Genomic DNA, 13,063 nt, shown 5'->3' with positions numbered 1-13,063 from the left:
GCGTCGAGGCGTCAGGCGACGCGCTTGATGTCGCTGTGTGCGCCGCGAACCTTGAGGATCACGACGACATCGGCATCGCCGCGGTTGCGCCAGAACCAGCCATGGTTGCCGTCGAAGGCGGCCGTGACCGTTCCCTGGTCCTTGGAGAGGCCGCGCTTCTTCTCATAGCTGATCGAATTGCCGCCGCCGTCGCCGTGGAGGTCGGAGTTCACGGCGCCGCCGACGACTGTCCACACGAAGTCGGTCTTCTGGCCTTTCTTCATGACGAGCTTCACCTCGGCGCCTTCGCCGGGCTTCAGCGTGATGCGCGTCTCGTCCTCGCGGCCGGTGGCCGCGCCCGGAACCCCTGATGTCCCGGCTGCGTCCGGAGCTGCGCCTGCCTCGGCGACCTCGGCTTCGGCAGCGGGCTCGGGGAGCGTGGCACCCGATGCGGCCGCCTCGATGGCGGCCGACCGGTCCGCCGAGCGATCCGCATCGGCTTCGGCGGCGAGCTGGACCTTGATTTCGCCCTGCTCGGTAAAGCCGAGCATTTTGCCGATACCGGTGGGGTCGATGGCATATTCGGCGGGGAGCACGACGGTGACGAGCAGCGCGCCCGCGGTGACGATGGCGATGACGGTCGAGCGGATGAGCTGCGCCGTCGAGGGAAGTTCCGACTTGGACGGAATATTGGCATTATACATGGAGATTATCCTTCAATCAGGAGACGGCGTAGCCAGCGATCTGGTAGCCCATGAGACCGAAGCCCGCGGTCATCATCACGACGTTCGCGGTGTAGGCGTGCTTCCAGAAGCTCGCCGAACGGCGCCAGAAGCCCATCACGATCAGGATGGCGCCAAGCGCCAGCAACTGGCCGATTTCGACGCCCACGTTGAAGGCGAGGAGGTTCGGCAGCAGCCCGTCGGGCGAGATGTCATATTCGATGATCTTCGTCGCGAGACCGAAGCCATGGCAGAAGCCGAAGATCAACGTCGCGGCCTTGGTGTTCGGCTGGAAGCCGAACCAGCGCTGGTAGGCGCCCATATTGTCGAGCGCCTTATAGACGATCGAGAAGCCGATGATCGCGTCGATGATATAGCTGTTGATCCCGAAGTCGAAGAAGACCCCGAGCAGCATCGTCGTCGAGTGGCCGATCGCGAACAGGCTGACGTAGAGCGCGATATGCTTCATCCGGTAGAGGAAGAAGATGATGCCGAAGAGGAAGAGGATATGGTCGTATCCCGTCACCATATGCTTGGCGCCGAGATAGAGAAACGCGAGGATGTTCACCCCGCTGATCTCCTGGATATAGCCCTTATCGCCCTCGGCAACGGCATGCGCCATCGCCTCGCCGGTGGCGGCGAAGAGGCTGAGCGCGAGCAATGTGAATAATAGCGAGAGCCGTCCGCGCGCGGGTGTCCCGCGCGACGGCTCGGTGAAAGCCTGAATCATAAAATATCCTGTCTAGGTGAAACGGCCGCCTAAGAGGGCGGCATAAGGTCACGCGTCGGACAGGAGGTCGGGTGGGCGGTCGAGGCGGCCGCCGCGGCGGCCGTCCATTGCCGCATGACCCGCGGCGCTCCAGAGCGCGCGCGGATGGTCTGCGGCGAGCTTGAAGGTCGCAAGTTCGAGCGGCGGGTCATGATTATGATCGCCGGGATTATGCCCGTGCATATGGCCCGCGGTCCGCTCGCTATCCTCGTCGCTGTCGTGCGAATGGCCGCCGGGGCCATGCTCGGTCTCGAGGACGAGGTGTCGCTCGGCTTCCGCCGCCATCAGGGTCGCCGGGTTATGGCGCACGATGTTCAAAGTCGCCGAAAGCAGCAGCGCGAAGGCCGTCAGGCCCAGCAGCAGCCGGTGCAAGCCGAAGCGTCGCGATGCGGACGACGAGGAGACCATGGCGAGCCGTCTATCCTCGAACTATAAATATTTCGAGATGGCGCGAAACTCGGCCATCGCTTCGGCTCCGGCGGAGATCTCGCTGCCGATGCAATGTTCGACATGATCCTCGATCAGCGTGCGCTTGGCGCTCGCGACCGCGCGTTCGACCGCGCGCAGCTGGAGCGCGATCTCGGCGCAGGGCTTCCCGGCCTCGATCATCCCGACGATGCTGCTCAAATGACCCGCGGCGCGGTTGAGGCGCTTGATGATCGCCGGGTGCGTGGTGTGGACGTGCGGATGGGCGTGTGAATGGTCGTGCGGCTCTGACATGGGTTCAGTTTCCCCGCGGCGCGCGGCGATGTCCAGCCGCAATCTCGCGGTTCTGTCGCGAGGAAAGTCGGGATGCGACCGACAGGGTGGTTGACGAAATCATCATGGCGCCCCTATAGGCGCATATCCCCCCGGGGGGATAGTGGAAAATTGGAACCATGCTCGCCGTTCTCGCCAACCGTACATACCGGCACCTGCTCTTTGCGCAGATCATCGCCCTGGTCGGGACCGGGTTGGCGACGATTGCGCTCGGGCTGCTGGCCTATGACATCGCGGGCGGCAATGCGGGCGAAGTCCTCGGAACGGCACTTGCGATCAAGATGATTGCCTATGTCGGGATCGCGCCGATCGCTGGCGCCTTCGCCGACCGCGTTCCGCGCCGCGCCTTGCTCGTGACCCTCGATCTCGTGCGCGCCAGCGTCGCGATCTGCCTGCCGTTCGTGACCGAAATCTGGCAAATCTATGGCCTGATCTTCGTCCTCCAGTCGGCCTCGGCGGCTTTCACGCCGACCTTCCAGGCGACGATCCCCGACGTGTTGCCCGACGAGCGCGACTATACGCGCGCGCTCTCGCTCTCGCGCCTCGCCTATGACATGGAGACTATCACCAGCCCGCTGCTCGCGGCGGCGCTTCTGACGGTGATCAACTTCCACTGGCTCTTCTCGGGAACCGCTGTCGGCTTCGTCGCCTCGGCCCTGCTCGTCCTCTCGGTCACGCTGCCGCGCCCCGAGGCATCGGCGAAGCGCGACGCGGGCATCTACGACAAGACAACACGCGGCATTCGCATCTATTTGAAGACCCCGCGCCTTCGTGGCCTGCTCGCCATCACCCTTTCGGCGGCGGCTGCAAGCTCGATGGTTATCGTGAACACCGTCGTTCTCGTGCGTGGCGCGCTCGGCCTCTCGCAGCAGGACGTCGCGCTCACCATGGCCGCCTATGGCCTCGGGTCGATGGCAGCCGCTTTTGCGCTTCCGGCGATCCTCGACCGTATGCCTGACCGGCCGGTGATGCTCGGCGCAGCGACGATGCTCTCGGTCGGGCTTGGCGTAATGGCCTGGATCAGCGCCTCCGTACCGGCGGGGCCAGCCTTCTGGTATCTGCTGCTCGGCGGCTGGCTCATCCTCGGGGTCGCCTATTCGATGAGCCTGACGCCATCGGGCCGCCTGCTCAAGCGCTCGGCCAATGCCGACGACCGGCCCGCCCTGTTCGCGGCGCAGTTTGCGCTCAGCCATGTCTGCTGGCTGATCTGCTATCCGCTAGTCGGCAAGCTTGGCGCCAGCGTTTCGATGACGGCCGCTTTTGCCGCGATGAGCGCCATCGCCTTCGTCGGCACGCTTGCTGCCGTCCTGCTCTGGCCGTCGCGCGACCCCGACGTCGTGCCGCACGACCATCCGGAACTCGGCGGCGATCATGAGCATGTCCGCTCGCAACACGGGGCGGGCACGACATCGCACGCCTATGTGATCGACGATCTGCACCCCGAATGGACAAAAGCGGGATGAGGGGTGTCACTCTTACCCCGGCGGCCTCGCTCCGCCACGCGCCTTGGGTGCGCGGGCGCTCTGTCCGGCCGTCGCTGCGCTTCGTGCTGTTCGGCGCGCTGCTCGCCATGCTCGCGCTCACCAATATCGTCGGTATGAGCGGCTGGCACGGCGCGCTCGTCGGACATGACGATCAGGTGGTGATGACCGATATCATCGAGCATGACGATAGCGAACCATCGATGCCCGCTGTCGATCTCCACAAGACGACCCATGCCGTCATGCACGGCATGACCGACGCCGATCCCGGCATCACCCCGGTCGCGCCCATCCTGTTCGCTCCGATCATCTGGTCGCTGCCGATGGACATGAGCCGGCGCGGCATCGCGCCCGAAGGCCTTTTGCGACCGCCTAGAATCTGATGCTCCGCACGCCGTTCGGCGTGCCCTTTCTGCATCAATTCTAGGAGTTTTTTCCCATGACCGATCCGTTCGGCCGGCGACGCGTGCGAAACGTGTTGCTGAGCCTGCTCGGCGCCGCTGGCACAATGGCCAGCGCTGCCGCGATGGCGCAAACCGCGCCGCCTTTCGCTGAGCTTTTTCGGGAGACCGAGGATGCGCCGCGACAGGAAATCATCGAAGCCGACATCGCGCGCGCCGAAGGCCTTGCTCAGCAAGCCCGTGTGCGTCCCAACCCGAGCGTCAGCGCGCTCACTGAGAATATCGGCGGCCAGAGCCCCTACAAGGGCTTCAACCGCTCCGAGACGACGATCCAGTTCAACCAGCCGATCGAGCTGGGTGGCAAGCGCTCGGCGCGCATCGCAGCCGGCGTTGCCGGTGTCGAGGCGGCCAAGGCGCGCGGCGTCGATGGGCGGCTGGCCTATGCCTATGACCTCGCCCGCGCCTATGGTGCGGCCGAGATCGCCGATCGCCGTGTCCTGCTCGCGGAGGACGAGCTCGAAGAGGCCGAAGAGGATTTTCGCGTCGCGCGGGCTCTGGTGGAAGCGGGTAAGGAAGCCCGGCTCCGTAGCCTTCAGGCCGAGACCGAGACGAATTCGCTCCGCGCGGCGCTGAGTGCGGCGGTGGCCGAGAGGGTGGCGGCTTACGCCCGGCTCTCGGCACTCTCTGGCCAGGGAATGCAGTTCACTTCGCTCGCCGAGCCGCTCTTGAAGCGTCTCGATCCGGCGCCGCGCTATGGTCCGCTCGATCCGCTCCAGACGGCACCCTATCTCGCCGCGAAAGCGGAGCGAGAGGCTGCGGTCTTCCGGGTCGCGGTCGCGAAACGAGCGGCCACACCCGACGTCACCGTATCGGTCGGCGCGCGCCGTCTCGAAGGCGACAAGGCCAATGCGCTGCTCGTTGGTATCAGCGTGCCGCTGCCGCTCTTCGATCGCAATCGCGGCAACATCGCTGCGGCGCGGGCCGATTTGCGCGGCGCCGACGCCCGCGTCGAGGCTGCCCGGCTCGAGGCCGCGTCGAACATCGAAGCGGCCATGACGCTGAATGAAGCGGCGAACGTTCGCGTCACCGCGGCACAGCAGACGCTCGCTACCGCCGAGGAAGGTTATCGCCTCGCGCGCATCGCATATGAAAGCGGCAAATCACCGCTGATCGAACTGCTCGCGGCGCGGCGCGGCCTCGGCCTCGCGCGCGGCGTCGTTCTCGAAGCCGAAGCGGCGCGGCTCGATGCGCGCGCCGCCCTTGCCCGTCTCCAGGGCACCACCATCACGGGGGAAACCATCCAATGACTGAGAAGAACCGCCTTTACGCGGGCGCGGCCGTCGCGCTCGCTATCGCCGCCACGCTCGGCTTCGGCGTTGCGCGCATGACGCAGACTGATGTCGCGCCGATCGAAGCTGCTGCCGAGAAGAGCGCAGCGACGAGCAACAATATCGCCATCACACCGGAGGGGATCGAATCCTCGCAGATCAAGGTCGCCGCAGCAGCGGGAGGCGAACTCGATGCCGCTATCCCCGCTTCGGCGACGGTCGAGGCGACCCCCGATGCCGAGGCTGTGCTCACCGCACGCGCCGGCGGAACGGTCACGCGCATCTTCAAGCGCATCGGCGATCCGGTGCGGGCAGGCGAGACGATCGCGCTGGTCGAAAGCCGCGATGCCTCGGCGATCGTCGCCGATCGCAGCGCGGCCGCAGCCCGCGTCCAGCTCGCGCAGCGCCAGCTCGAACGCGAACGCACGCTGATGAAGCAGGGCGTGTCGCCGCGCGCCGACTATGAAACGGCGCAGGCCAATCTCGCGGTCGCGCAGGCCGACGCGCAGCGCGCCGCGGCGGCTGCCGGCGCCACCAGGGTAGCGTCCGATGGCCGGTCGGTGTCGGTGGTCAGCCCGGTGTCGGGCCGGATCACCGCGGCGCCGGCGAGCCTTGGCCAGTTCGTCGCCGCCGAAACCGAGCTGTTCCGGGTCGCCGATGGCAGCCGGCTCCAGATCACCGCGAGCCTGCCGCCGACCGACGCCGCGCGCGTTCGCGCCGGCGACCGGGTCGAGCTGACCACCGCCGACGGCATGGTCATCGAAGGCCGGGTTCGTTCGGAAACCGGCGTCGTCGATCCGACGACGCGTGCCGCTACGGTTGTGGTGACGCCCACCGGGGGCGTGTCGCAGATGGTTCCAGGCCAGCTTATCCAGGCGCGGATCTTCGCCAGCGGCGGCGCGGTCAGCGACGGTGTGATGGTGCCGCAGGATGCCGTGCAGACGATCGGTGATCGCACTGTCGTCTTCATCCGCACCAAGACGGGCTTCCGCGCCCAGACGGTGCGCGTCGGCAGCCGCAGCGGCGGGATGGTGGCGATCGCGTCGGGGCTGAAAGCCGGAACGCCGATCGCGACTGTCAATGCCTTCCTGCTGAAGGCTGAGCTTGAGAAGGAGTCGGCGGAATGATCAGCCGCATATTGAGCTTATCGGTCAGGTGGCGATGGGCCGTCGTCGCGCTGACCCTGCTCGTCGTCGCGATCGGCGGCTGGCAAATCACCAAGCTGCCGATCGACGCCGTGCCGGATGTGACTAACCGGCAGGTCCAGATCAACACCTTCAACCCGACGCTCGGTCCCGTCGACATGGAAAAGCAGGTCACGTTCCAGATCGAGACCGCGCTTGCCGGTGTGCCGGGCCTCACCATGACCCGTTCGCTGACGCGCAACGGCTTCAGCCAGGTGACGGCGGTCTTCACCGACGACACCGACATCTTCTTCGCCCGCCAGCAGGTCACCGAACGGCTGGCGCAGGCGAAGGACAGCCTGCCAGCCGGCGTCCAGCCCAATCTGGCGCCGCTCAGCACCGGTCTTGGCGAGATCTTCTTCTACTCGGTCGCTTTCCGTCATCCCGACGGCAAGGGCGTGAAGATCGTCGACGGCAAGCCCGGCTGGCAGTCGGATGGAGCCTATCTCACCCCCGAGGGTGAGCGGCTGACGACCGATCTCGCCAAGGCGGCCTATCTTCGGACCGTCCAGGACTGGGTCATCCGGCCGCAGATGCGCACCGTCGAGGGCGTCGCCGGCGTCGACTCGAACGGCGGCTATGTGAAGCAATATCTCGTCCAGCCGAACCTCAATGCGCTGGCGACTTATGGCCTCTCGGTCACCGAACTCGCCGACGCCCTCGAACGGGCGAACCTCTCGGCGGGGTCCAACTATGTCCGGCGCGCGGGCGAGAGCTTTCTCGTGCGCGCCGACGCACGGTTGAAGTCGATCGCCGAAATCGAGGAAGCCGTCGTCGCGACGCGTGGCGGCACGCCCGTTCGCGTGAAGGATGTGGGGGAAGTGGTGATCGGCGGTGCGGTCCGCACCGGTTCGGGCAGCCGCATGGGCTCGGAGGCGGTCATTTCGACCGTGCTGATGCTCATCGGCAGCAACAGCCGCATCGTTGCCAACAGCGCGGCCGACAAGCTGACCGAGATCAACAAGAACCTGCCGCCCGACGTGTTTGCGGAACCGGTCTATAATCGCTCGAAGCTCGTCAATGCGACGATCGCGACGGTCGAGAAGAATCTGGTCGAGGGCGCGCTGCTCGTCATCGCAATCCTGTTCATGCTGCTCGGAAACATCCGCGCCGCGCTCATCACCGCCGCGGTCATTCCGATCACGATGCTGATGACCGCGACCGGCATGAACCGGCTCGGGGTCTCGGGCAATCTGATGAGCCTCGGCGCCTTGGACTTCGGTCTGATCGTCGATGGTGCGGTGATCATCGTCGAAAATGCCCTGCGGCGGCTTGCCGAACGTCAGGAGCATGAAGGGCGCCTGCTGACCCGCGCCGAACGAATGGAGGAAACCACAATCGCCGCCCAGGAAATGATCCGTCCGACCGTTTATGGTCAGGCGATCATCTTCCTCGTCTTCGTGCCCCTGCTTACCTTCCAGGGTGTCGAGGGCAAGACCTTCTCGCCGATGGCCGTGACCTTGATGGTCGCGCTCGCTTCGGCCTTCGTCCTCTCGCTCACCTTCATCCCCGCGATGATCGCGATCGTCGTGAAAGGCAAGGTCAGCGAGACCGAGGTCAAGCCGATCCGCTGGTTCAAGGAAAAATATGCGCCGCTGCTCGACAAGGCGGTGGCACGTCCGTTGCCGTTCGTGGCGTCGGGCGCGGGGGTTTTCCTCGCGGCCGTCTTCGCCTTCGGCTTCCTCGGCCAGGAGTTCATGCCGCAGCTCGACGAGAAGGACATCACGGTCACCAACTTCCGCGTGCCCTCGGCGTCGATCGACCAGTCGACGCAGATGCAGCTTCGCATCGAGGATGCGCTGAAGACGCTGCCCGAGGTGGCGCTGGTCTTCTCGAAGAACGGCAACGCCGACCTCGGTACGGATCCCATGCCGCCCAATGCCTCGGACACCTATGTGATCCCGAAGCCCGAAAGCGAATGGCCCGACGAGGTGAAGAGCAAGGAGGATATCCTGAAGCGGATCGAGGAACGGATGAAACCGCTCATCGGTAACCGCACCGAAATCCAGCAGCCGATCCAGATGCGCTTCAACGAGCTGATCGCCGGCGTCCGCGCCGATGTCGCGGTCAAGCTCTATGGGGACGATCTCGACGCGATGAGCGCCGAGGCCACCCGCATCGCGTCCGTCCTCCGGAAAATCCCGGGAGCAGGCGATGTGAGCGCCGAGCAGACGTCGGGGGCGCCGACCTTCGATGTGAAGATCGACCGGCTCGCAGCGGCCCGTTACGGGCTGTCGGTCGAGGAGGTCGCGAACACCGTCGCGGCCGCACTCGGCGGACGCGAGGCGGGGCTGCTCTTCGAGGGCGATCGCCGCTTCTCGGTCGTGGTCCGTCTCCCCGACGCCCAGCGCGACGATCTCGAAACGCTCGGCTCGATCCCGGTCATGTTGCCGGCCGGGGAAGGGCAGATCGCGAGTTCGGTGCCGCTGCGCGAGGTGGCGCGGTTCAGCTACACGCAGGGCCTCAACCAGATCAGCCGCGAAAATGGCAAGCGGATGGTCGTCGTCCAGGTCAACGTTCGCGGACGCGACCTTGGCGGGTTCGTGACCGAGGCGCAGGAGAAGATCGGCGAGCTGACGCTGCCGGCCGGCATGTACACCGACTGGGGCGGCACGTTCGAAAGCCTGCAATCGGCACGCCTCAGGCTGCTGATCGTGGTGCCGATCTGCTTCCTCGCCATCTACGCTCTGCTCTACATGGCGCTCGGCGGCTTCCGGCCGGCGGCGATCGTGTTCAGCGCGGTGCCGATGGCGCTGGCAGGCGGGGTGTTCGCACTCCTGCTGCGCGGCATTCCCTTCTCGATTACCGCCGCGGTGGGCTTCATCGCCCTCTCCGGCGTCGCCGTGCTGAACGGGCTCGTGATGATGAGCGCGATCCGGCAGCGGCGCGAGAACGGGATGGGCGATGACGCGGCAATCGTCGGCGGCGCGATGGAGCGTGTCCGTCCGGTGCTGATGACCGCGCTCGTCGCCAGCCTCGGCTTCGTGCCGATGGCGCTCGCGACGGGCACCGGCGCGGAGGTCCAAAGGCCGCTCGCGACCGTGGTCATCGGGGGGCTCATCACCTGTACGGTGCTGACCCTGCTCGTCCTGCCGGCGATCACGGCCTGGATGTACCGCCGCGACACCCGCCGCCCGCAGCACGACCCCGTGCCGCTGGCTCCAGCAATGTGATGAACCGGTCCGGCGGCGCGGGACGCCGCCGGACCCACCCTTGTTCCAAGACATGAAGAGGTGGATCATGACTCAGATACAATATGCACAGCTACGCATCTTCACCGACGAACTGGCGCCGAGCGGCGACATCCCGCTCTGGGAAGATATCCTCAATCATGCGAAGTCGCACGGTCTTCTGGGGTTGACGGTCATACGCGGGTGGCTGGGATACGGCCCGCGCAAGCTCAATCACGAGCTGCATCTACCCGATCCCAAATATCCGCTGATCATCGAGATCATCGACGAAGAAAGCCTTCTTCGCACTTTTGCCGAAGAGGTCGGGCCGATGCACGGGATTGGCCTCGTGACCCTGTCGCCCGTCGACGTGCTGCACGGCAAGCGCCAGGTTGAGAGTTGACGGCGCCCTAACCCCTGACGGGAGAAGAACTATGGCCTCGGTCACCAATGAAACCCTGCTCAAAGAGCCTCCGGCGCGGATATGGACCGCGCTGACCCGCTTCGACGACTATGATCGATGGCATCCGTTCGTCCGCATCAGCGGCGAGGCCCGCGCGGGTGCGAAGATCAACATCAGCTTCATCGGGAGTGACGGGAAGCAGATATTGCGTCCGATGCTCGCACGCATCCTCGTGGCCGAAATGCATCTGCAACTCGCAATCCGCTTCGGGTTCGGCCGCTTCATCTCGTTCGATGAGCGCTATGAATTGGTGCCGCAGCCGGCCGGAACCTTCCTGATCCATAGCCTCACCTGCCGGGGATATCTTGCGCCGCTCGTGCCGAGCAAGGTCTTGCTCGGAAATTTCAGGAAGTTCCTCGAGGCGAGCGACCGCAATCTCGCACAGCTTCTGTCGGTGGAACGGCGCGGCGGCGTCAATCCGCCCCAAGCCAGGCGTCCGCGAACGCGGCGCTGAGCTTCAATCTTTGGCGGGGACGTCCCTGGGCCCCGTCACGCCGCGGGCGCAACATCCCCCCTGTGCCCGCGGCGGCAAACAAGGGACGGGCCGCCGGTCCCGGCGGTCCGGACGGAGCAAATTCAAGAAGGATTTCGCGATGCTCGCGCCAGAACGGAAATTATCGCTATGCCGGGCCGTCTTCGGCGTTCCGGTCTTCGCCCTGTTTCTGCTGGGTGGCTGCTCGCAGGGGCCGGAGGAAGAGACCTATCGTGACATCAACCGCAAGTCCGATATCGTCCGGCGCATCTATGCCTGTCCCGATGACCTGCGCCTGTCCGCCGAATTCTCCGATGGCGGCACGCGCGCGCGCATTCTCTATCGCGACCGGGCGCACGAGATGTCGGCCCCGGCCCCTCAGCTCACCTTCGTGGGCGACAATATCAATGTGCTTTTCAACGAGGATTGGGCGAATATCGAGGAAGTAGGGCAGCCGGCGCGCCGCTGCCGGCGCCTTTGATCTGCCCCGCTCTGAGCGTTGCGTCTCGATGGGGCGACCATCGAGGTGCACGGCCTGTCCAATAGTCTTGTCCCGCCGACCGCTTCCCAATTGCCGCTCTTCCTCACGCGTCGGCCGGCGACAGCCTGCCGATCATCGTACATCGCGGCCATCCCGGGCGTGCCAAAGGAAGCGAAAAGTTCGAACCTGCCCGGACATAACAATTTTTGTCCGGGCAGGTCGCTCCATGGGGTCCTGGGGACGATGCGTCAGAGCATGCGTTTGACGTCGCTATATTCGCCCTTGATGCGCAGCGTAATCGTCACTGGCCCCTCCGAACGATTGCGCCAGAACCAGCCATGCTTGCCGTCGAAGGCGGCGACGAGTTCGCCCTTGTCGCCGGTAGACTCCTTGCCCTTGCCATAGCCATGATAGGATATGCCAGGTGCGTCGGCGTGGGTGTCGAAATTGACGTGGCCGCCCTCGACCGACCAGTCGAACGATAGTTTCGCCCCGCTTGTCATCGTCGCCTTGATCTCGGTGGATTCGCCGGGGGCAAGGGTAAGCTTCATCGTGTCGGATCGCTGACTGGGGGCTGCCGGCGGTGTGGCGGTTTTGGCAACCGCTGCCACCACAGGGGCCGGTGCGGTCGTTTCGGCCGCGACCTCCTTCACGGCTTCCTCGACCGGGGGAGCGACCACGGGCGGCGCAGCGGTATCGGTGGCCGCCACCGCGGCGGGCGCCGGGACGGCCGCTCCGGCGGCGGCGTCGCGTGCAGCCTCCTCGGCAAGCTGCGCCTTGATCTCGCCCATATCGGTGAGGCCGAGCTGGCGGCCGATGCCCGTCGGGTCGATCGCATATTCGCTGGGGAGGACAACCGTGACGAGGATCGCACCGGCGGCGGCGATCGCCAGCGCGGTGGCGCGGAGGAGCTGGCCGGTCGTCGGCAGATCCTCGATTTGGGGACGCTGGGAATTGAACATGATGATTATCCTTTGGATTAGCTGATGGCGAGGCCGGCGAGCTGGTAGCCGACGAGCACGAAGCCCGCGGTCATAAGCAGCACATTGGCGGTGAAGGCGTGGCGCATGAAACTTGGCGTGCGGCGCCAATATCCCATGAGGATGAGGATGGCGCCGAGCGCGAGCAGCTGCCCGATCTCGACCCCAAGATTGAACGCAAGAAGGTTCGGGATCAGCCCCTCATTGGCGATCTCGAACTCGATGATCTTGGTCGCGAGCCCGAAGCCGTGAAAGAAACCGAAGATCAATGTCGCGGCCTTGGTATTCGGCTGGAACCCGAACCAGCGCTGATAGGCGCCGAGATTGTCGAGCGCCTTGTAGACGACCGAGAGGCCGATGATCGCGTCGATGACATAGGCGTTGGCGCTGATGCCGGTGAGCACCCCGAAGAGCATCGTGGTCGAATGGCCGATCGCGAACAATGTCACATAAAGGCCGATGTCCTTCATCCGATAAAGGAAGAAGATGACGCCGAAGAGGAAGAGCAGATGGTCGTAACCGGTGACCATATGCTTGGCGCCGAGATAGACGAAGGGCCAGAAGAGGATGCCGCTGCTTTCCTGGATATAGCCCTTGTCGCCCTCGGCGACATTATGCGCCCAGGCTTCGGTGCCGGCCGTGAGCAGGACAAGAAGAACGAGGCTTGCGGCGAGCAGGAGCTTTCGACTGGTCGCCCCGGGTGGGGCGATCGTGCGGATAAACATAGGGAGCATCTCCTGAAAACGAAGAAAAGAAGGACGCCCGCACAGCTCGCTGCGTGCGGGGAATGGCAGTCAGGCCGGGGACGGTTCGGGCGTCGCGGCGCGCGGGGGGCGCGTTCGGACCCGGAATCCGGCCCCGGACAGGCCGCGCG

General features: G+C 65.4%; 14 protein-coding genes. 8 read left to right on the top strand and 6 right to left on the bottom strand.

Annotation, left to right across the window (positions count from 1 at the left end; all coding sequences use genetic code 11):
* Positions 1-11 precede the first annotated feature (11 nt).
* Genes AC58D2_RS13515 through AC58D2_RS13500 form a run of 4 tightly spaced genes read right to left on the bottom strand, consistent with a single transcriptional unit; the run spans position 12 to position 2,190 of the window.
* Positions 12-683, bottom strand: coding sequence for a transmembrane anchor protein (locus AC58D2_RS13515; protein ID WP_497391168.1), 672 nt, complete (start codon positions 681-683; stop codon positions 12-14).
* Positions 684-699: 16 nt separating this feature from the next.
* Positions 700-1,431, bottom strand: a complete 732-nt coding sequence (locus AC58D2_RS13510) for a HupE/UreJ family protein (RefSeq protein WP_497391166.1) — start codon at positions 1,429-1,431, stop codon at positions 700-702.
* Between the two features lie 48 nt (positions 1,432-1,479).
* A complete protein-coding gene (locus AC58D2_RS13505) occupies positions 1,480-1,878 on the bottom strand; it encodes a hypothetical protein (protein WP_497391164.1) in 399 nt (132 codons plus the stop codon).
* A 21-nt stretch (positions 1,879-1,899) separates the two neighbouring features.
* Positions 1,900-2,190, bottom strand: coding sequence for a metal-sensing transcriptional repressor (locus tag AC58D2_RS13500; protein ID WP_497391162.1), 291 nt, complete (start codon positions 2,188-2,190; stop codon positions 1,900-1,902).
* A 158-nt stretch (positions 2,191-2,348) separates the two neighbouring features.
* Here AC58D2_RS13500 and AC58D2_RS13495 point away from each other — a divergent pair, with 158 nt between their 5' ends.
* The 8 genes from AC58D2_RS13495 (at position 2,349) to AC58D2_RS13460 (ending at position 11,209) form a co-directional block, all read left to right on the top strand.
* Positions 2,349-3,692, top strand: a complete 1,344-nt coding sequence (locus AC58D2_RS13495; RefSeq protein ID WP_497391160.1) for an MFS transporter — start codon at positions 2,349-2,351, stop codon at positions 3,690-3,692.
* Entirely contained in the window at positions 3,689-4,093 is a 405-nt protein-coding gene (locus AC58D2_RS13490) for a hypothetical protein (protein WP_497391158.1), read from the top strand. Before AC58D2_RS13495 ends, AC58D2_RS13490 begins: the two co-directional genes overlap by 4 nt.
* Positions 4,094-4,149: 56 nt before the next feature.
* Positions 4,150-5,418, top strand: a complete 1,269-nt coding sequence (locus AC58D2_RS13485) for a TolC family protein (protein WP_497391156.1) — start codon at positions 4,150-4,152, stop codon at positions 5,416-5,418.
* The gene (locus tag AC58D2_RS13480) at positions 5,415-6,566 is read left to right on the top strand and encodes an efflux RND transporter periplasmic adaptor subunit (RefSeq protein WP_497391154.1); all 1,152 of its coding nucleotides are present in this window, start codon (positions 5,415-5,417) and stop codon (positions 6,564-6,566) included. The genes AC58D2_RS13485 and AC58D2_RS13480 overlap by 4 nt, the downstream gene beginning before the upstream one ends.
* On the top strand, positions 6,563-9,796 hold the full coding sequence (locus tag AC58D2_RS13475; RefSeq protein ID WP_497391152.1) for an efflux RND transporter permease subunit: 3,234 nt from the start codon (positions 6,563-6,565) through the stop codon (positions 9,794-9,796). Before AC58D2_RS13480 ends, AC58D2_RS13475 begins: the two co-directional genes overlap by 4 nt.
* A 67-nt stretch (positions 9,797-9,863) precedes the next feature.
* Positions 9,864-10,196 (top strand): DUF190 domain-containing protein, encoded by a 333-nt coding sequence (locus AC58D2_RS13470; protein ID WP_497391150.1) that lies wholly within the window; start codon positions 9,864-9,866, stop codon positions 10,194-10,196.
* A gap of 31 nt (positions 10,197-10,227) precedes the next feature.
* On the top strand, positions 10,228-10,710 hold the full coding sequence (locus AC58D2_RS13465; RefSeq protein WP_497391148.1) for an SRPBCC family protein: 483 nt from the start codon (positions 10,228-10,230) through the stop codon (positions 10,708-10,710).
* Between the two features lie 139 nt (positions 10,711-10,849).
* The gene (locus tag AC58D2_RS13460) at positions 10,850-11,209 is read left to right on the top strand and encodes a hypothetical protein (protein WP_497391146.1); all 360 of its coding nucleotides are present in this window, start codon (positions 10,850-10,852) and stop codon (positions 11,207-11,209) included.
* A 248-nt stretch (positions 11,210-11,457) separates the two neighbouring features.
* Here the strand turns inward: AC58D2_RS13460 and AC58D2_RS13455 are convergent, their stop codons facing one another.
* Positions 11,458-12,171, bottom strand: coding sequence for a transmembrane anchor protein (locus AC58D2_RS13455; protein WP_497391144.1), 714 nt, complete (start codon positions 12,169-12,171; stop codon positions 11,458-11,460).
* A 17-nt stretch (positions 12,172-12,188) separates the two neighbouring features.
* A complete protein-coding gene (locus AC58D2_RS13450) occupies positions 12,189-12,914 on the bottom strand; it encodes a HupE/UreJ family protein (RefSeq protein WP_497391142.1) in 726 nt (241 codons plus the stop codon).
* Positions 12,915-13,063: the final 149 nt, after the last annotated feature.

It is taken from the genome of Sphingopyxis sp. CR5 (assembly GCF_059693785.1).
The sequence above is the reverse complement of the archived record's forward strand: the minus strand, read 5'-3'. Positions and strand labels throughout refer to the sequence as shown.

Excerpts from the sequence above, each read along its gene's own strand:
- AC58D2_RS13515 (WP_497391168.1), bottom strand. The coding sequence starts at position 683 with ATGTATAATGCCAATATTCCGTCCAAGTCGGAACTTCCCTCGACGGCG.
- AC58D2_RS13510 (WP_497391166.1), bottom strand. The coding sequence starts at position 1,431 with ATGATTCAGGCTTTCACCGAGCCGTCGCGCGGGACACCCGCGCGCGGA.
- AC58D2_RS13505 (WP_497391164.1), bottom strand. The coding sequence starts at position 1,878 with ATGGTCTCCTCGTCGTCCGCATCGCGACGCTTCGGCTTGCACCGGCTG.
- AC58D2_RS13500 (WP_497391162.1), bottom strand. The coding sequence starts at position 2,190 with ATGTCAGAGCCGCACGACCATTCACACGCCCATCCGCACGTCCACACC.
- AC58D2_RS13495 (WP_497391160.1), top strand. The coding sequence starts at position 2,349 with ATGCTCGCCGTTCTCGCCAACCGTACATACCGGCACCTGCTCTTTGCG.
- AC58D2_RS13490 (WP_497391158.1), top strand. The coding sequence starts at position 3,689 with ATGAGGGGTGTCACTCTTACCCCGGCGGCCTCGCTCCGCCACGCGCCT.
- AC58D2_RS13485 (WP_497391156.1), top strand. The coding sequence starts at position 4,150 with ATGACCGATCCGTTCGGCCGGCGACGCGTGCGAAACGTGTTGCTGAGC.
- AC58D2_RS13480 (WP_497391154.1), top strand. The coding sequence starts at position 5,415 with ATGACTGAGAAGAACCGCCTTTACGCGGGCGCGGCCGTCGCGCTCGCT.
- AC58D2_RS13475 (WP_497391152.1), top strand. The coding sequence starts at position 6,563 with ATGATCAGCCGCATATTGAGCTTATCGGTCAGGTGGCGATGGGCCGTC.
- AC58D2_RS13470 (WP_497391150.1), top strand. The coding sequence starts at position 9,864 with ATGACTCAGATACAATATGCACAGCTACGCATCTTCACCGACGAACTG.
- AC58D2_RS13465 (WP_497391148.1), top strand. The coding sequence starts at position 10,228 with ATGGCCTCGGTCACCAATGAAACCCTGCTCAAAGAGCCTCCGGCGCGG.
- AC58D2_RS13460 (WP_497391146.1), top strand. The coding sequence starts at position 10,850 with ATGCTCGCGCCAGAACGGAAATTATCGCTATGCCGGGCCGTCTTCGGC.
- AC58D2_RS13455 (WP_497391144.1), bottom strand. The coding sequence starts at position 12,171 with ATGTTCAATTCCCAGCGTCCCCAAATCGAGGATCTGCCGACGACCGGC.
- AC58D2_RS13450 (WP_497391142.1), bottom strand. The coding sequence starts at position 12,914 with ATGTTTATCCGCACGATCGCCCCACCCGGGGCGACCAGTCGAAAGCTC.